The following is a 16,401-nucleotide window of genomic DNA, read 5'->3' as shown; positions in this document are numbered from 1 at the left end:
CGCCAGTAACTTACCTCTGGTCAGGACGGGAACCCGGGGTTACGCTCAAGGTGTGACTGCCAGTAACACCACCACCAGTGCGGGTGCCCTCGACTACGACGTCGTCGTCGTGGGGTCGGGGTTCGGCGGCAGCGTCGCGGCGCTGCGGCTCACCGAGAAGGGCTACCGGGTAGCGGTCGTCGAAGCCGGGCGCAGGTTCGCCGACGACGAGTTCGCGAAGACGTCGTGGGACCTCCGGCGCTACCTGTGGGCGCCGCAGGTCGGCTGCTACGGGATCCAGCGCATCCACATGCTCAACGACGTCATGGTGCTGGCCGGCGCGGGCGTCGGCGGTGGCTCGCTCGTCTACGCGAACACGCTCTACCGGCCGCTCAAGCCGTTCTACGCGGACAAGCAGTGGTCGCACATCACCGACTGGGAGTCCGAGCTCGCGCCGCACTACGACCAGGCGAGTCGCATGCTCGGCGTCGTCACGAACCCGACTATCACCCCGTCCGACGTCGTGATGCGCGACGTCGCGAAGGACATGGGCGTCGCCGATTCGTTCCACCCGACCCCCGTCGGCGTCTACTTCGGCAAGCCCGGCGCGCGTGCCCAGGACCCGTACTTCGGGGGAGCCGGGCCCGAGCGCACCGGCTGCACCGAATGCGGGGCCTGCATGACCGGCTGCCGCGTCGGCGCGAAGAACACGCTGGTCAAGAACTACCTCTACCTCGCTGAGCAGGACGGCGCGAAGGTCATCCCGCTGACGACGGTGACGTCGGTGCGGCCGGCCGGCGGCGGTTACGAAGTCGACCTGAAGAAGACCGGGACGACGTCGAAGCGCTTCCGGACCACGATCACCGCCGAGAAGGTCGTCTTCGCCGCCGGCACCTGGGGCACGCAGAACCTGCTGCACCAGCTGAAGGACACCGGCACGCTGCCCAAGCTGTCGCGGCGCCTCGGCGAGCTGACCCGGACGAACTCCGAGGCGATCATCGGCGCGGCCCGCACCGAGGTCGACGAGAGCCGCAACTTCAGCCGCGGGGTCGCGATCACGTCGTCGATCCACCCGGACGAGAACACCCACATCGAGCCGGTCCGGTACGGCAAGGGCAGCAACGCGATGAGCTTGCTGCAGACGATCGCCACCGACGGCGCGTCGCCGGTGCCGCGCTGGCGGCAGGCCGTCACGTTCATGGTCAAGCACCCGGTGCAGGCGGCGAAGCTGCTCAACGGCTACCGCTGGAGCGAGCGCACGGTGATCCTGCTGGTGATGCAGAGCCTCGACAACTCGATCACGACGTACACGAAGCGCGGCCTGTTCGGCCGGCGCAAGTACACGTCGAAGCAGGGCCACGGCGAGCCGAACCCGAGCTTCATCCCGGCCGGTCACGAGGCCAACGAGCGCACGGCGGACCGCATCGGCGGCATCGCGGGCGGCACGTGGGGCGAGATCTTCGACATCCCGCTGACCGCGCACTTCATCGGCGGCGTCCCGATCGGCGCGTCCGCCGAGGAAGGCGTGATCGACCCGTACCACCGGGTGTTCGGCTACCCGGGCCTGTCGGTCGTCGACGGCGCGGCGATCACGGCCAACCTGGGCGTGAACCCGTCCCTGACGATCGCGGCCCAGGCCGAGCGGGCGTTCTCGTTCTGGCCGAACAAGGGCGAGGCGGACCAGCGGCCGGCGCAGGACGCGTCGTACGTCCGGTTGGAGCCGGTGGCGCCGAAGAACCCGGCCGTTCCCGCCGACGCCCCGGCAGCCCTGCGGCGGTCCTAGCCCGTCCCGCGACGGACGACACGCGTGCCTGCACGGACGACACGCGTGCCTGCACGGACGACACGGCACCCGCGTCCCCGGCCGCGGCGTGTCGTCCGGCTGGGCACGCGTGTCGTCCCTTGAGGTACGCGTGTCGTCCGGCCGGGTACGCGGGATCGGACGCCCTCGGCGGCGCTCCGGCGGTCCTAGACTCGGGGCCGTGACGACGGCATCCGAAAAGGCGCACGCCCTGCTCGACGCGGTACGGAAACTCGACGACGAATGGGCGCGGGCCATCGGTGGCCTCGGCGAGCCCGAGCTGCGCGCCCCCAGCGCGTTGCCCGGGTGGTCGCGCGCGCACGTCCTGGCGCACGTCGCGCGCAACGCCGATGGCCTCAAGAACCTCCTGACCTGGGCGAACACCGGTGTCGAGACGCCGATGTACGCCAGCCCCGAAGCCCGCGAAGCCGACATCGAGGCCGGTGCCCGGCGCGGGGCCGCCGATATCCTCGCCGACTTCGTCGCGTCCGCCGCGCGCTTCGAGGAGTACGCCGCCGGCCTGCCGGACGACGCCTGGGCGCGGGAGGCCCGCAACCGGCAGGGCGACCCCGTCAGCGGGACCGTCGTCGCGCGGATGCGGGTGTCCGAGCTGACCATCCACCTCGCCGACCTCGATCGCGGCTACGACCTCGACCGCGTCCTGGACCTCCTCGGCCCGCTCGCCGGTGAGGTCGTCCAGCACGCGATCAACTCCCGGAGCGCGCACCTCCCCGCGCTGCGCCTGGTCGCCGAGGGCACGGGCGAATGGACGATGGGCGCCGCCCCCGGTGCGACCGTCACCGGCACGAGCGGGCAGCTCCTGGCCTGGCTGAGCGGGCGTTCCGACGGCGAGAGCCTCGACGGCGACGTGCCGCGGATCCCCGCCTGGTCGTGAAGCGGCCGTGAACTGACCGCGACCGTCCTCCGTGTACCGATCAGGGGCGCGAAACCCCGGGTCCGGCCCTAAACTGGGCGTCCCCGGCAGCGAGGAGTCCGATGTGGACAGCGTGAGCAGGCCGGCCCGGTGACCGGGCAACCCGGCGGACGGCCGCACGTCTTCGACCACATGGACAGAAGGGCGTTCCTCCGGGTCGCGGGCGTGTCGGCGGCCGGTGCCGTCGCCGCCGCGTGCGGGCCGGGCACCCCTTCGGACCCCGCCGCTTCGACGGGCGCGCCGCCGCCCGAGACGTCCGGGCCGCCCACCACCCGGCTGCCCACCGGTCCGCCGAACTGGGACGACCTGCGCGGCAAGCTGGCCGGCGGCGTCGTGCGCCCGGGTGGCGACGGCTACGACACCGCCAAGCGCGCCTTCAACCCCCTCTTCGACGGCAACAACCCGGTCGCCATCGCGTCGGCGTCGAGCGCCGAGGACGTGCAGGCCTGCGTCCAGGCCGCCGCCGGGCGCGTGACGCTCGCCGCGCGCAGCGGCGGCCACTCCTACGCCGGCTACTCGGTTCCCCAGAGCGGGCTCGTCATCGACTTGTCCCGGATGAACAAAGTGGACATCCAGGGCACCCAGGCCGTCATCGGCGCGGGCGCGAAGCTGAAGGACGTGTACGCCGGGCTGGCGCGGGCCGGGCGCGCGCTGCCCGCCGGCTCCTGCCCGACGGTCGGGATCGCCGGGCTGACCCTCGGCGGCGGCATCGGCGTGCTCTCCCGCAAGTACGGCCTGACCTGCGACCACCTGAGCTCGGCGCAGGTCGTCACGGCCGACGGCAAGGTGGTGACGGCGTCCGCGAGCTCCGAGCCGGACCTGTTCTGGGCGCTGCGCGGCGGGGGCGGCGGCAACTTCGGCATCGTCACCCAGTTCACCTTCGAAACCGACCCCGCGCCGAACCTGACGGTGTTCTCGCTGCGCTTCCCGTCCGGTTCCGCGGCCGGCGTGCTCGGCGCGTGGCAGCAGTGGATCGCCGCGATGCCGCCGGAGCTGTGGGCCAACATCGTGTTCTCCGGCGGCTCTCCGGTGCAGTGCCGCGTCGGCGGCTGCTACGTCGGTCCGCCGTCCGGGCTGAACACGCTGCTGAACAACCTCACGACCAACGCCGGCGCGCGGCCGACGCAGCGCACCGTGAAGAGCCTGGACTACCTCGGCGCCATGAACTACTTCTCGGGCAGCTCGGCCCGGCAGTCGTTCGTCGCATCGTCGCGGATCATCACGAACCCGGTCGACCCGGCGAAGGTCGTCGCGCTCGCCGACGGCCGGGCGGGCATGGACCTGCTCATCGACGGCCTCGGCGGCAAGGTCGGCGAGCCGGCGAAGGACGCGACGGCGTTCTGGCACCGCGACGCGCTGGCCAGCGTGCAGATCTACGCGCCCGCGACGGTGAAGACCCAGGCGAAGGTGGCGCAGTCGGTCGGCGAGGTCGTCGCGGGCCTCGCGGCGGCCGGCGCGGGCGGCGGGTACGTCAACTACATCGACCCGGCCCTGCCCGACTGGAAGGCCGCCTACTACGGCGACAACGCGAAGCGCTTGCAGGACGTCGCGAGGAAGTACGACCCCCAAAACGTCTTCCGGTTCGGGCAGGGCCTCGTCGTCTAGAGGTCGATGCCGGTGAAGACGGTGACGCGCTCCTCGGTCAGGTCGTGCATCGCGGCCAGCACGCCTTCGCGGCCGACGCCGGAGCCCTTGACGCCGCCGTAGGGCATCTGGTCGGCGCGGTAGGACGGGACGTCGCCGATGATCACGCCGCCGACCTCCAGCTCCGCCGACGCGTGGAACGCCAGCTGGACGTCGGTGGTGAAGACGCCGGCCTGCAGGCCGTACGCGGATTCGTTGACCGAGCGGAAGGCCTCGTCCACACCGTCCACAACGGACACCGCGAGCACGGGCCCGAAGATCTCTTCGGCCCAGGCCTTGGTGTCCGCCGGGACGTCGGTGAGCAAGGTCGGGGCCACGGTCGCGCCGTCGCGGGTGCCGCCGGTGAGCAGCTTCGCGCCCGCGTCGACGGCCTCGGCGACCCACGCGACGATCCGCTCGGCGGCGGCATCGTCGACGACCGGGCCGACGTCGGTGTTGCGGTCGTACGGGTCGCCCGTGCGCTGCGACTCGACGGCTTCCAGCAGCGCGGGCACGAACTCGTCCGCGACGGCGGCGTCCACGATCACCCGCTGCACGGCGATGCAGGACTGTCCGGCCTGGTAGTTGCCGAAGGTGGCGATGCGGTGCGCGGCGCCTTCGGGGTCGGGCCAGTCGCGCAGCACGACGGCCGCCGCGTTGCCGCCCAGCTCCAGCACGACGTGCTTGCGCGGCGCGGCGTCCTTGAGCGACCAGCCGACCGGACCCGAGCCGGTGAACGACACGACGGGCAGCCGCGGGTCGGCGACGAGCGCCTTCGTCTCGTCGTTTCCCAGCGGCAGCACGGAAAACGACCCCTCGGGCAGGTCCGTCTCGGCCAGGATCTCGCCGAGGATCAGCGACGACAGCGGCGTCCGCGGGGCCGGCTTGACGATGATCGGCGCACCGACCGCCAGCGACGGCGCGACCTTGTGCGCCACCAGGTTGAGCGGGAAGTTGAACGGTGCGATGCCGAGCACCGGCCCGCGCGGCACGCGGCGGGTCAGCGCCAGCCGCGCCTCACCCGCCGGGTCGGTGTCGAGGCGCTGGACGTCGCCGGTGAACCGGCGGGCCTCCTCGGCGGCGATGCGGAACACCGACACCGCGCGGTTGACCTCGGCTTCGGCCCACTTGAGCGGCTTGCCGTTCTCGGCCGTGATCACTTCGGCTATTTCTTCGGCACGGGCGGCGAGCACCCGGGACACGTGGTCGAGCGCGCCCGCGCGCACGTGCGCCGGGGTGGCGCGGAGCTCGCGAGCGACCGACACTGCGGCGGCGACCGCGCGTTCGACCTGCTCCGGCCCGGGCACGGCGACCGTCGCGACCTCGCTGCCGTCGTACGGGTGGTGCACGACGAGGGTGGTGGCGCCCGCCTCCGGGCGGCCGGCGATCCAGGCGGGACGCGGCTCGGGGGTGATCATGTCCATACGTACCAACGTACTGTGCCGTTCATTGCCAATCCGACCGCAGCCACGGCCGACGGCTCTCCGAGCAGCGATTACGTGCTGCTCGGGCGCGGCCTGCTTTGGCCGGATCGGCAATGCGGGGTGGGTGTCCCGTCGGGGACCCCCACCCGGACGGGTCACGGCTTGATGAGCACCTTCAGCGCCTCGCGGTTCGCCATGGCGCGGTAGCCGTCCGGGACGCCCTCGATGTCGATGGTCCGGTCGAAGACGCGACCGGGCTGGTACTTGCCGTCGAGGACGTCCGGCAGCAGCTCCGGGATGTAGTGCCGCGCGGGCGCGACCCCGCCGGTGACGGTGACGTTGCGGCGGAACACGCCCACGCCGATCGGGCCTTCTTCGTACTGCGGCAGGCCGACCCGGCTGACCGCGCCGCCCGCGCGCACCACCCCGATGCCCATCTCGAAGGCGCCCTTCGTGCCGACGCACTCGAGGACGGCGTGCGTGCCCCGGCCGTTCGTCAGCTCGCGCACCTTCTCGACGCCCTCCTCGCCGCGTTCGGCGACGACGTCGGTCGCGCCGAACTCGCGCCCGAGGTCGGTGCGGTCCTGGTGGCGGCCCATCAGGATGACGCGGTCGGCGCCGAGGCGCTTCGCCGCGAGGACGGCGCAGAGGCCGACGGCGCCGTCGCCGATCACGGTGACGTTCTGGCCCTCGCTCACACGCGCCTTCACCGCGGCGTGGTGGCCGGTGGAAAAGACGTCCGACAGCGTGAGCAGGGACGCGAGCAGGTCGTCGTCCTCGGTGGGCGGGAGCTTGACCAGCGTGCCGTCGGCCTGCGGGACGCGCACGGCCTCGCCCTGGCCGCCGTCGACGCCCTTCGCGCCCCAGCCGCCGCCGTGCAGGCACGACGTCTGCAGGCCTTCGCGGCAGAACTCGCAAGTGTTGTCGGACCACACGAACGGCGCGACGGCGAGGTCGCCCTTCTTGAGCGTGGTGACGTCGGCGCCGGTCTCCTCGACGATCCCGAGGAACTCGTGCCCGATCCGGCGGCCGTGCTCGCGCGGCTCCATGTCGGCGTACGGCCAGAGGTCGCTCCCGCAGATGCAGGACCGCACGACCCGCAGGACGACGTCGGTGGGCTCGGCCAGCTTCGGGTCGGGAACGGTCTCGACCCGGACGTCGCCGGCGCCGTAGATGACTGTCGCTCGCATGCCAGTGCCTTCCCGTGGAGGTTCGTGACAAACGTCGGGGGTACGGCGGCGTTGTCGCGCCTAGATTTTCGTCCATGACCACCCGCGCCGCATCCCGCAGCCCGTTCGGGCGACTCACGCTGGGTGCCCGCCGCCCGTACCTCACCGCCGCGGTCTTCCTGGTGACGCTGGCGTGCGGGATCGCGCAGCTGGCGCACCGGCCGCTGTACGACGCGGTCGTCCGCGACGCGGCGAGGATCGACGACGGCGAGTGGTACCGCCTGGTCACGGGGATGTTCTTCCAGGACGCCTGGGCGTTCGGCCTGGTCTCGAACCTGCTTTGGCTGGCGGTGTTCGGCACGCTCGCCGAGCGGGTGTTCGGCCGTGCTCGCTGGCTCTTGCTGTACTTCGGCTGCGGCCTGTTCGGCCAGTTCATGAGCTACGTCTGGCTGAACCCGGTCGGCGCGGGCAACTCGATGTGCGTCGTCGGCCTCATCGGCGGCCTGACGGCGGTGGTCATGGTGGCGTCGCGCCGCTACGGCGTGCTGCTGCCGGTGCAGTTCCGCGTCATGGCGTTCGCCGTGCCGGTGCTGGCCGTCGTCGACACGATCGTCCACGACAACCACGGCCTGCCCTGCCTGCTGGGGATGGCGCTCGGCTTCCTGCTCCTGCCGCGCCCGGGGCGGTGACCGCGGACGGCCCGGAGTCCCGGTGGGGTGGCTCCGGTCCGTCCGTTTTCTCAGTCCGGGTAGCGCCCGCCGAGCCGCTGCCAGTGCGCGACGAGGTCGATCCGCACGGGCACCGCGAGGAGCTCGGCGAGATCCGCTTCGGCCTTGCGAGCCGCCTCCTCGGTGCGGTCCCACTCGTGGTCTTCCGACCCGAGCACGCCCACCGGCTGCCCGCTCGCACCGCTGCGCAGCTCCGCCCGGGCGTGGGCGGCGGCGATCCGGTCGCACCGCAGCTCGTCGGCCCGGCCCAGGTCCTCGGTGTGCCGGGCGTCGAGGACGATCCCACCGCCCGAGCGCACGCCGTACCGGACGGCGATCCGCAGGAGGTCGTTGCTGAACGCGCGCGCTTCGGCGGGCACCCACGACAGCTCCTCCCAGTCGGGCGGCGGCTGGTCGTCGGCGCGGCAGACCGCGTACCCGGGTACGTCACACCACGTCAGGCGGTCCGGCGGGCGGAGTCGGTAGAGCATGCGCGGGTCCCCCTAGGCGGCGGGCCCCGGCCGGGGCCGCCCTCGATACCCGTGAATCGGGCCCACGGTGACTCGGCGTTACAGTGCTGATGATTACCGACCCGGCCACAGCGTTACCAGGCCTGGCTCCGGTGGAGGTCGCGCAGCAGCAGGATCTCTGCGCAGTGGTGGATCATCTCGCGGTGGATGTGCAGCACCAGCGTCGCCATCGGGTATTCGGCGTACGGGCCCTCCGCCGGGCCGCACGGCCGGGCCAGGGCTTCCTCGTCGAGGCCCCGGACGCCTTCGATCCACTGCGCGTAGAGCTTGTCGAGCTCCGACAGCGCTTCGGCGGCCGTCCCCGGGTAGGGGTAGCTGTCGTAGCCGATCGGCGCGCCGCCGAAGTGCGACCCGATCCGCGCGCCGAGCACGCCGACGAGGATGTGCCCGAGCCGCCACGCGATCGTCGTGACCGGCGGCGGCGTCGGCTCCGGGAACGCGAAGTCGATGGTGAACGGGCCCGTGCCGGGCTCGTCGTCGGACTTGCGCGGGCGCACGGTCCAGCAGCCCGCCGCCGGCTCCCAGAAGTACTCGTCGTCGGTGAGCCCTTCGAGCTTCGGGCGCACCAGGACGTTCCAGTGGAAGTCGAGCTGGTCGGTCAGTTCCTTCGTCCAGTTCACAGCCATGACGGGCACCGTAGGCCCGATCGAGGACAGGGACGGCCCTGAATCCGGGGTGACCCAGCCCACCTGGGACGATGGTGGGGAATCCCGCCGCTGCCAGGAGGTCCTCAGGTGCCCAACCCCACCGGTCCGGTTCTCGTTGTGGACTTCGGGGCGCAGTACGCGCAGCTGATCGCCCGGCGCGTCCGCGAGGCACAGATCTACTCGGAGGTCGTGCCGCACAGCGCGTCCACCGAAGAGATCCTCGCGAAGAACCCCGCGGCCATCATCCTTTCCGGCGGACCTTCGAGCGTGTACGCCGAAGGCGCCCCGGGCATGGACCCGAAGCTCACCGAAGCCGGCGTCCCGATGTTCGGCATCTGCTACGGCCACCAGCTGCTGGCCAGCGCGCTCGGCGGCGTCGTCGAGCCGACCGGCGTCCGCGAGTTCGGCCGCACCGAGGTCCGCGTGACGGGTGACGGCGGTGTCCTGCACGCCGGCCTGCCCGCGCACCAGCCCGCGTGGATGAGCCACAACGACAGCGTCACCAAGGCCCCGGAGGGCTCGGTCGTCACGGCCTCCTCCGACGGCGCCGAGGTCGCCGGCTTCGAAGACGTCGAGCGCCGCTTCGCCGGCGTCCAGTACCACCCGGAGGTCGCGCACTCGCCGCACGGCCAGGAGGTGCTGCGCCGGTTCCTGCGCGACATCGCCGGGATCGAGCCGCAGTGGACGACGTCGTCGATCGTCGAAGAGCAGGTCCAGCGGATCAGCGAGCAGATCGGCGACGGCCGCGCGATCTGCGGACTCTCCGGCGGGGTCGACTCCGCGGTGGCCGCCGCTTTGGTGCAGCGCGCCATCGGCGACCGGCTGACCTGCGTGTTCGTCGACCACGGCCTGCTGCGGGCGGGCGAGCGCACCCAGGTCGAGCAGGACTTCGTCTCCGCCACCGGGGTCAATCTCGTCACGATCGACGCACGGGAACGCTTCCTCGACGCGCTCGCCGGCGTCACCGACCCGGAGCAGAAGCGCAAGATCATCGGGCGTGAGTTCATCCGTGTCTTCGAGCAGGCCGAGCGCGACCTCAAGGCCGTGGGCGACTACAAGTTCCTGGTCCAGGGCACGTTGTACCCGGACGTCGTCGAGTCGGGCGGTGGCGAGGGCACGGCCAACATCAAGAGCCACCACAACGTCGGCGGCCTGCCGGACGACCTGGAGTTCGAGCTCGTCGAGCCGCTGCGGCTGCTGTTCAAGGACGAGGTCCGCCGCGTCGGCCTGGAGCTGGGCCTGCCCGAGACGATCGTCCAGCGCCAGCCGTTCCCCGGCCCCGGCCTGGGCATCCGCATCATCGGCGCGGTCGACGCCGAGCGCCTGGAAACCCTGCGTGCGGCCGACCTGATCGCGCGCGAGGAGCTGACGGCGGCCGGGCTGGACCGCAGCATCTGGCAGTGCCCGGTGGTGCTGCTCGCCGACGTCCGCAGCGTCGGCGTCCAGGGCGACGGCCGGACCTACGGCCACCCGGTGGTGCTGCGGCCGGTGTCGTCCGAAGACGCCATGACCGCGGACTGGACGCGCCTGCCCTACGACGTCCTCGAGCGGATCTCCACGCGCATCACCAACGAGGTGGCGGAGGTCAACCGGGTGGTGCTGGACGTGACGTCCAAGCCGCCGGGCACCATCGAGTGGGAGTAAGGGGCCGGACAGGACTCGAGGCCCCGGCGTGGGATCCAGGGCCTCGAGTGTCTTCGGTCATCGGCGGCGCTTGCTGCCGAACGACGCGCCGAGGAGCATGAGCCCCACGAACACCGCGCCGCCGGCGATCACCCAGCGGAAGTCGAACTGCGGCAGCCAGCTCGCGCCGTCCGAGAGGACGTAGGCGGAGATCAGCAGCGTCGCGACCCCGACGATCAGGGTGAAGACGTCCACGCCACCGCGTTTCGCGGGCGGGGCCTCTTGCGGGTTGTCGTAGGCGTAGGGGTTCTGGTCAGCCACGGCGCACCTCCACGTTGCCCACGCTGTTCTTGACGTGCAGGGTGATCTGCTGGCCGCCGGGGCCGTCCGTGCCGTAGTCGACGCCGGTCAGCGCGTCCTGGCTGATGCCGTCGGCCTCGTGGCCGAAGCACTGCGTGTTGCCGGCGCCGGTGTGGCAGTCGTAGGTGACGTCCGCGGTGTCCGGCACGGTGACCGTCGTGTCGCCCGCGCCGTTGATCACGTTGGTGGTGATCGGCGAGCCGGCCGGCAACGCGGTCAGGTCGAGGTCGATGTCGCCCGCGGCGTGCTGGTAGAGCGGCTTCAGGTCGGTCACCGAGTGCGGAGTCTCGTGCAGGTCGCCCGCACCGCCGCGGAAGTCGAAGTTCTCGAACGGCACGGTCGTCAGGACCATCCCGGCGATCGCGAGCGGCACGGCGAGCCCGATCAGGCCCCGCCCGCCGCGGGCGAACGCGCCGGTGACCAGTCCGATCCCGACCACGCCGAGCACGAGGCCGACGATGTGCTGCGCGGAGAACCACGTGGCACCGTTGAGGTTGGCGAGCACGCCACCGCCGGCGGTCAGCACGGCGAGCGCGAACGTGGCCGAGCCCACCTTGGAGTTGCGGCGCCGTTCGGGCCGGCGGTCGCGGTGGTGCATCGGCGGCGCGGGCGGCGGCTGCGTCGACGGCGGGTCAGGCAGGTCCCAGCCGGCCGGGTCGGCGGCGAGCGGGTCCCACCCCGGCTTCGCCTCCGCGGGCGCGGTCGCGGTGTCGGTCATGGTGAAGGCTCCGTTCCCGGTGAAGGCCTGTGTCCGCGAAACGACCGGCGCGGGCCGGTTCTCCTGGCCGCGGTTGCGGTGCAGCAGGTAGAGCGCGATGGAGATGAGGGCGAAGCTGATGAGGGCGCCGCCGTCGAACCAGGAGCCGCTGAAGCTGCCCCCGACGCTGACGACGGTCAGCACGCTGAGCACGACGGCGAAGGCCGGCGAAACCGACGACCGGCCGCGGCCGATCAGGCTTTCGAAGCCGGAGACCTCGTCGCTCTCGCCCGGCAGGAACAGCCACCCCAGCAGGTAGAAGGGGACGCCGAAGCCACCGAAGATCGTCGCGACCACGAGCGCGATCCGCACGACGACGGGATCGATCCCGTACCGGTACCCGATGGCGGCGGCGACGCCGGCCACCTTCCGCCCCACGTGCGGCCGCCTCGGCCGGCTCACCCAGAAGTCCTTCACGGTCTCCTCGAAGCCGTTCAACGGACTCGGCTTCGGTGCCCGTGTCTCACTCGCACCACTCATACCGAAGAGCATGCGCGATCCGTGGTCGGCGGACATCCGGGATGGTCCCTGAGGTTTCCCGGAGGGGGTCCCGGGGGCGGGTGTAACAAGCGACTTCCGGCCACGACCTTGGTTCCGAGCGTGACGTGGCGAAGGAGCGTGCGGTGGCGCGAGGGAAGAGGACGGCGGGTGCGGAAGGGTGCGTCCTCCCCGCGCTGGGGATCGCCGCGGTCGGCTTCGTGCTGATCTCGGTCCTGGGCTTCGTCGCCGCACACCCGGTCACCTCGCTCGTCGGCGGCGCCGCCGTGCTCGGCGTGACGATCTACCTGCTTGTGCTGTGGCAGCAGCGGCGGGCGCGGGAAACCCGGGAAGCGTGGCAGCTCGGCGTCGCCCGCTCACAGGAGATCGCGCGCTACCACGCGATGGGACCGCACGAGTTCGAACACGCCCTCGCGTTCCTGTGCGCCCGTGACGGCTGCTCGCACGCCCAGGTCACGGGCCGCGCCGGTGACCTGGGCGCGGACGTGGTCGCCTACGCACCCGACGGGCGCAAGATCGTGCTCCAGGCGAAGCGCTTCAGCGGGACCAATAAGGTCACCGGGCCGGACCTGCAGCGGTTCGGCGGTACTTGCTACACCGTGCACGGCGCCCGCGTCGCAGCGGTGGTCACCACCTCGACGTTCACGAAACAAGCCCAGCAGTACGCCGCCCACCACGGGATCCGCCTGGTCGACCTGCACGGTCTCGCGGCCTGGGCGAGCCGGACCGGTCCGGCACCCTGGCACTGATCGGGCGTTCGGGGATTTTCCCCGATGCACCCCCGCACGGCTCCGTGTGACCATGGACCACGTGCAGGAAGCCCTCGACCACGTAGCCCCCGACCAGGTGGCCGTCCCGGACAAGCCCAAGATGTTCCGGCGCCGGTCCGGCCGGGCCATCGCCGGTGTCGCCGGGGGGCTCGCCGATCACCTCGGGGTGCCCGTCCTGTGGGTGCGGACGGCTTTCGCGCTGCTCGCCGCCCTGAACGGCGCGGGCCTGCTCGCCTACGGGCTCCTGTGGGTCTTCGTCCAGCAGCAGACCGAAGAAACCGCGAAGGCGCCCACCTCGAAGGAGCGGCAGCAGGCGTTCGGCCTGATCGCGCTCGGGGTCGGTCTCGCCGTCGCCAGCGGGACGCTCACCGGGTTCATCAGCGGCTGGGTCGCCGTGCCGCTCGCCGTCGCCATGATCGGTCTCGCCGTCGTCTGGCGCGAGGCCGACGAGTCGCAGCGCCGCCGCTGGCGGGTCGGCGCGAAGGACGGCTTCGCGGGCGCCTTCCTCGGCGGGGGCGGCTGGTCGGCCGCGATCCGGATCGTCGCCGGCGTCGCGCTGGTCATCACCGGCATCACCGTCGTCGTGCTGCGCAGCGGCACGTTCGACCAGGTCCAGTTCGCCCTGATCGCCGTCGTCGCGACGCTCATCGGCGTCGCCGTCCTGACCATCCCGTTCTGGCTGCGGCTGGTCCGCGACCTTTCCGACGAGCGCAAGGCCCGCATCCGCACCGACGAACGCGCCGAGATCGCCGCGCACCTGCACGACTCCGTCCTGCAGACGCTCGCGCTGATCCAGAAGCAGAGCGAGCAGCCGCGCGAGGTCGCCCGCCTGGCCCGCAGCCAGGAACGCGAGCTGCGCGGCTGGCTCTACGGCCCGAACGGCTACGGCAAGCCCGTCGAGACCGCCGAAGAGGCGAGCGGCCAGCTGTCCGAAGCCCTCGCGACGGCGTGCGGCGAGGTCGAGGACACGTTCGCGATCTCCGTCGGCCAGGTCGTCGTCGGCGACGCCGAGCTGGACGACTCGCTGGTGGCGCTGGTCCAGGCCGCGCGCGAAGCGATCGTCAACGCCGCGAAGCACGCCGGCGTCGAGGAGGTCAGCGTCTTCGCCGAGGTCGAGCCGACGTCGGTGACCGTGTTCGTCCGCGACCGTGGCAAGGGCTTCGACCCCGACCTCGTCCCGGACGACCGCCACGGCCTCGCCGACTCGATCCGCGGCCGGATGACCCGCCACGGCGGCACGTGCAAGGTGCGCACCGCGCCGGGGGAGGGCACCGAAGTGCAGCTCGCCATGCCGGTGAAAGCGGGTAAGGGAGCAGCGTGAGGCGGCTATGCTCGAACTCGTGACTGACACCCAGCGCGAACCGGTGAAGGTGTTCCTCGTCGACGACCACGCGCTGTTCCGCGCGGGTGTCCGCACCGAGCTCGACTCGATCACCGACGAGGTCCGGGTGGTCGGCGAGGCCGGCTCGGTGGCCGAGGCGGTCGCCGGCATCGCCCGGACGAAGCCCCAGGTGGTCCTCCTCGACGTCCACATGCCCGACGGCGGCGGCGCCGAAGTGCTGCGCCGCGTCCGCCCGGAGCTGCCGGACGTGGTGTTCCTGGCGCTGTCGGTCTCCGACGCGGCCGAGGACGTCATCGCGGTCATCCGCGCGGGTGCGCGCGGGTACGTGACGAAGACGATCTCGTCGAAGGAGCTGGTCCGCGCGGTGGTCCGCGTCTCGGACGGTGACGCGGTGTTCTCCCCGCGGCTGGCGGGGTTCGTGCTGGACGCGTTCGCCGACCGCCCGGGCTCCGCCCCGATCAACGACCCCGAGCTGGACCTGCTGACCCCCCGCGAGCGCGACGTCCTGAGGCTGCTGGCCCGCGGGTACGCGTACAAGGAAATCGCGTCTGAGCTGTTCATCTCGGTCAAGACCGTCGAGACGCACGTGTCGAGCGTCCTGCGGAAGACCCAGCTCTCGAACCGCTACGAGCTCTCCCGCTGGGCCTCCGACCGCCGCCTCGTCTGAGGTTCCTCGGGAACCAGCGTCATGTCTTGACCGTGCACGAAGCTGCCGACGACCATTTCGGAGCTCGGGTGGTGATAGCGCCGCTCGAACATCTTACCCATGCCGCTCACTTCATGACGGGCGAAGATCTGCAGCCTGACGAAGGAACTGGGATGGGTGGACAGCAACTCGCGGATGTTCGAGTTGATGCGCAGACGATAGGCGTTGTCATGCTCCTTGCTTGATCTGTCGCGGCGAGGCAGCACGAGCGGGGGGTTGCCGCACTTGAGAGTCGTCCGCCGGTTGACGGTTCCGCCTCTGGCGCCCATAGGGGTGACGAGGTGTGCCTCGACGCGGAGGTCGACCGCGGCGCGACGGCTCAGGTTCACCACTTTGATGCGGAAGACAAGCGAAACGGGATCCTCCGCGATTCCGTGCTCGTTTGGTCGGGCGGAATGTCGGATCTGTTGACTGTGCCGTTACGGCGGCGGGACCGTACTTCAGCCTGCCAGAGGGGCGAGCGGGTTCGTTCAGTCGCGAACGGTCATTCGCGCCCGAAGCAAAGAGGACTACCGGTCACCCGCGCGCGAAGACCCTCAGTCCGCCAGAGGAGCGAGCGGCCGCGGCGCGTGCCCGGTGGTGTCGTCACCAAGCCCATCCGCTTGGTCACGGGGCAGTTCCGCGGCCACTCGCTCCGGCTTCTGGAGGCGGGTCAGCGCGACCCCGCCGAGGACGACCACCATGCCCGCGATCACCCGCAGGTTCAGCTGTTCGCCCAGGAACACCGCGCCCAGCAGCACCGAGACCACCGGCAGCAGGTAGCCGACCACCGACGCCGCCACCGCGCCCTCGCTCGCCAGGAGCTGGTAGTTGAGCGCGAACGCGATGCCCGTCGACCCGATGCCCAGCACCAGGACGGCGAGCAGCGGCCCGGTGGACACGTGCACCGGCGTGAACCCGCCCGCCGGCAGCACCAGCACCAGCATCCCGCTGGCCAGCAGCATCTGACCGGCCGAGATCGCGTACGGCGAGGACGTCGAAGAGGACAGGTACTTGCCCTCGTAGACGAACGCGAAGCCGTAGCTCGCCGCCGCCGCGAGGCACGCCAGCGCGCCCCAGCTCAGCAGCCCCGACGCCTGCCACGGCGCGAAGATCAGCAGGATCCCGCCGAGGCCGACCAGCAGTCCGGCCAGCCGCGTCCCGGTCATCCGCGACGACGTCCCCATCATCGGCGCCGCCAGCAGCACCCACAGCGGCGTCGTCGAGTTCAGCACCCCGGTGATCCCCGAGTCGACGGTCGTCTCGCCGATCGCGAACAGCAGGAACGGCAGCGCGTTGTGGAAGAACGCCGCCACGGCCAGGTGACCCCACATCCGCCGGTCGCGCGGCAGGCGGGCCCGCTGCAGCCGGCACAGCACCAGCAGCATCGCCGCGCCGAGCACGAGCCGCGCCAGCACCAGCTGCACCGGCGAGAACATGCCCAGCCCCAGCTTGATCCAGAAGAAGCTCGAGCCCCACATCAACGCCAGCGCGGCGATCCTCAGCAGGGTCTTCGACTCGCCCACCCCAGTTCCTCCTTCTCCGATCAAGC

At 71.6% G+C, this 16,401-nt stretch carries 16 protein-coding genes; 8 read left to right on the top strand and 8 right to left on the bottom strand.

Going from position 1 to position 16,401, the window contains the following annotated elements:
• Positions 1 to 52 precede the first annotated feature (52 nt).
• The 3 genes from ABZ342_RS31545 (at position 53) to ABZ342_RS31535 (ending at position 4,319) form a co-directional block, all read left to right on the top strand.
• Positions 53 to 1,762, top strand: coding sequence for a GMC family oxidoreductase (locus tag ABZ342_RS31545; protein ID WP_360480635.1), 1,710 nt, complete (start codon positions 53 to 55; stop codon positions 1,760 to 1,762).
• Positions 1,763 to 1,961: 199 nt separating this feature from the next.
• Entirely contained in the window at positions 1,962 to 2,675 is a 714-nt protein-coding gene (locus tag ABZ342_RS31540; RefSeq protein ID WP_360480632.1) for a maleylpyruvate isomerase N-terminal domain-containing protein, read from the top strand.
• 171 nt (positions 2,676 to 2,846) lie between these two features.
• Positions 2,847 to 4,319 carry an FAD-binding oxidoreductase gene (locus ABZ342_RS31535; protein WP_360480629.1) on the top strand — a complete coding sequence of 491 codons (1,473 nt, stop codon included), beginning with the start codon at positions 2,847 to 2,849 and terminating at the stop codon, positions 4,317 to 4,319.
• Here the strand turns inward: ABZ342_RS31535 and ABZ342_RS31530 are convergent.
• Both ABZ342_RS31530 and ABZ342_RS31525 read right to left on the bottom strand, forming a co-directional pair.
• Positions 4,316 to 5,761: an aldehyde dehydrogenase family protein gene (locus ABZ342_RS31530; protein WP_360480627.1), complete on the bottom strand. Its 1,446-nt coding sequence runs from the start codon at positions 5,759 to 5,761 to the stop codon at positions 4,316 to 4,318. The genes ABZ342_RS31535 and ABZ342_RS31530 overlap by 4 nt on opposite strands.
• Positions 5,762 to 5,916: 155 nt before the next feature.
• Positions 5,917 to 6,951: a zinc-dependent alcohol dehydrogenase family protein gene (locus tag ABZ342_RS31525; RefSeq protein ID WP_360480624.1), complete on the bottom strand. Its 1,035-nt coding sequence runs from the start codon at positions 6,949 to 6,951 to the stop codon at positions 5,917 to 5,919.
• Positions 6,952 to 7,025: 74 nt separating this feature from the next.
• Here ABZ342_RS31525 and ABZ342_RS31520 point away from each other — a divergent pair, with 74 nt between their 5' ends.
• Positions 7,026 to 7,619, top strand: a complete 594-nt coding sequence (locus ABZ342_RS31520) for a rhomboid family intramembrane serine protease (protein WP_360480621.1) — start codon at positions 7,026 to 7,028, stop codon at positions 7,617 to 7,619.
• A 50-nt stretch (positions 7,620 to 7,669) separates the two neighbouring features.
• Here the strand turns inward: ABZ342_RS31520 and ABZ342_RS31515 are convergent, their stop codons facing one another.
• Both ABZ342_RS31515 and ABZ342_RS31510 read right to left on the bottom strand, forming a co-directional pair.
• Complete coding sequence (locus ABZ342_RS31515) at positions 7,670 to 8,128, bottom strand: hypothetical protein (RefSeq protein ID WP_155548937.1); 459 nt, start codon at positions 8,126 to 8,128, stop codon at positions 7,670 to 7,672.
• A gap of 113 nt (positions 8,129 to 8,241) precedes the next feature.
• The gene (locus ABZ342_RS31510; protein WP_360480617.1) at positions 8,242 to 8,793 is read right to left on the bottom strand and encodes a DinB family protein; all 552 of its coding nucleotides are present in this window, start codon (positions 8,791 to 8,793) and stop codon (positions 8,242 to 8,244) included.
• 108 nt (positions 8,794 to 8,901) lie between these two features.
• Here ABZ342_RS31510 and guaA point away from each other — a divergent pair, with 108 nt between their 5' ends.
• Positions 8,902 to 10,458 (top strand): glutamine-hydrolyzing GMP synthase, encoded by a 1,557-nt coding sequence (guaA, locus tag ABZ342_RS31505; protein WP_155548939.1) that lies wholly within the window; start codon positions 8,902 to 8,904, stop codon positions 10,456 to 10,458.
• Positions 10,459 to 10,515: 57 nt separating this feature from the next.
• On the opposite strand, the gene ABZ342_RS31500 is transcribed toward guaA, so the two are convergent.
• Positions 10,516 to 10,758, bottom strand: coding sequence for a hypothetical protein (locus ABZ342_RS31500; protein ID WP_155548940.1), 243 nt, complete (start codon positions 10,756 to 10,758; stop codon positions 10,516 to 10,518).
• A complete protein-coding gene (locus ABZ342_RS31495) occupies positions 10,751 to 12,034 on the bottom strand; it encodes a PspC domain-containing protein (RefSeq protein ID WP_360480613.1) in 1,284 nt (427 codons plus the stop codon). Before ABZ342_RS31495 ends, ABZ342_RS31500 begins: the two co-directional genes overlap by 8 nt.
• Positions 12,035 to 12,177: 143 nt before the next feature.
• Here ABZ342_RS31495 and ABZ342_RS31490 point away from each other — a divergent pair, with 143 nt between their 5' ends.
• From ABZ342_RS31490 to ABZ342_RS31480, 3 genes are read left to right on the top strand one after another with little or no spacing between them, the layout of a single operon-like run.
• Positions 12,178 to 12,801, top strand: coding sequence for a restriction endonuclease (locus tag ABZ342_RS31490; protein WP_360480610.1), 624 nt, complete (start codon positions 12,178 to 12,180; stop codon positions 12,799 to 12,801).
• 52 nt (positions 12,802 to 12,853) lie between these two features.
• Complete coding sequence (locus ABZ342_RS31485; RefSeq protein WP_230863085.1) at positions 12,854 to 14,143, top strand: ATP-binding protein; 1,290 nt, start codon at positions 12,854 to 12,856, stop codon at positions 14,141 to 14,143.
• Between the two features lie 7 nt (positions 14,144 to 14,150).
• Entirely contained in the window at positions 14,151 to 14,831 is a 681-nt protein-coding gene (locus tag ABZ342_RS31480; RefSeq protein WP_155548943.1) for a response regulator transcription factor, read from the top strand.
• Here the strand turns inward: ABZ342_RS31480 and ABZ342_RS31475 are convergent.
• The gene (locus tag ABZ342_RS31475) at positions 14,789 to 15,199 is read right to left on the bottom strand and encodes a hypothetical protein (RefSeq protein WP_360480606.1); all 411 of its coding nucleotides are present in this window, start codon (positions 15,197 to 15,199) and stop codon (positions 14,789 to 14,791) included. The genes ABZ342_RS31480 and ABZ342_RS31475 overlap by 43 nt on opposite strands.
• Positions 15,200 to 15,406: 207 nt before the next feature.
• On the bottom strand, positions 15,407 to 16,375 hold the full coding sequence (locus tag ABZ342_RS31470; protein WP_360480603.1) for a DMT family transporter: 969 nt from the start codon (positions 16,373 to 16,375) through the stop codon (positions 15,407 to 15,409).
• Positions 16,376 to 16,401: the final 26 nt, after the last annotated feature.

The sequence above is a fragment of the Amycolatopsis sp. NPDC005961 genome (genome assembly GCF_040629235.1).
GTDB classification, from domain to species: Bacteria; Actinomycetota; Actinomycetes; order Mycobacteriales; family Pseudonocardiaceae; genus Amycolatopsis; species Amycolatopsis camponoti.
This window is presented reverse-complemented; position numbering and strand designations above follow the sequence as displayed.

Excerpts from the sequence above, each read along its gene's own strand:
- ABZ342_RS31515 (WP_155548937.1), bottom strand. The coding sequence starts at position 8,128 with ATGCTCTACCGACTCCGCCCGCCGGACCGCCTGACGTGGTGTGACGTA.
- ABZ342_RS31510 (WP_360480617.1), bottom strand. The coding sequence starts at position 8,793 with ATGGCTGTGAACTGGACGAAGGAACTGACCGACCAGCTCGACTTCCAC.
- ABZ342_RS31480 (WP_155548943.1), top strand. The coding sequence starts at position 14,151 with ATGCTCGAACTCGTGACTGACACCCAGCGCGAACCGGTGAAGGTGTTC.
- ABZ342_RS31535 (WP_360480629.1), top strand. The coding sequence starts at position 2,847 with ATGGACAGAAGGGCGTTCCTCCGGGTCGCGGGCGTGTCGGCGGCCGGT.
- ABZ342_RS31530 (WP_360480627.1), bottom strand. The coding sequence starts at position 5,761 with ATGGACATGATCACCCCCGAGCCGCGTCCCGCCTGGATCGCCGGCCGC.
- ABZ342_RS31520 (WP_360480621.1), top strand. The coding sequence starts at position 7,026 with ATGACCACCCGCGCCGCATCCCGCAGCCCGTTCGGGCGACTCACGCTG.
- ABZ342_RS31525 (WP_360480624.1), bottom strand. The coding sequence starts at position 6,951 with ATGCGAGCGACAGTCATCTACGGCGCCGGCGACGTCCGGGTCGAGACC.
- ABZ342_RS31485 (WP_230863085.1), top strand. The coding sequence starts at position 12,854 with ATGGACCACGTGCAGGAAGCCCTCGACCACGTAGCCCCCGACCAGGTG.
- ABZ342_RS31495 (WP_360480613.1), bottom strand. The coding sequence starts at position 12,034 with ATGAGTGGTGCGAGTGAGACACGGGCACCGAAGCCGAGTCCGTTGAAC.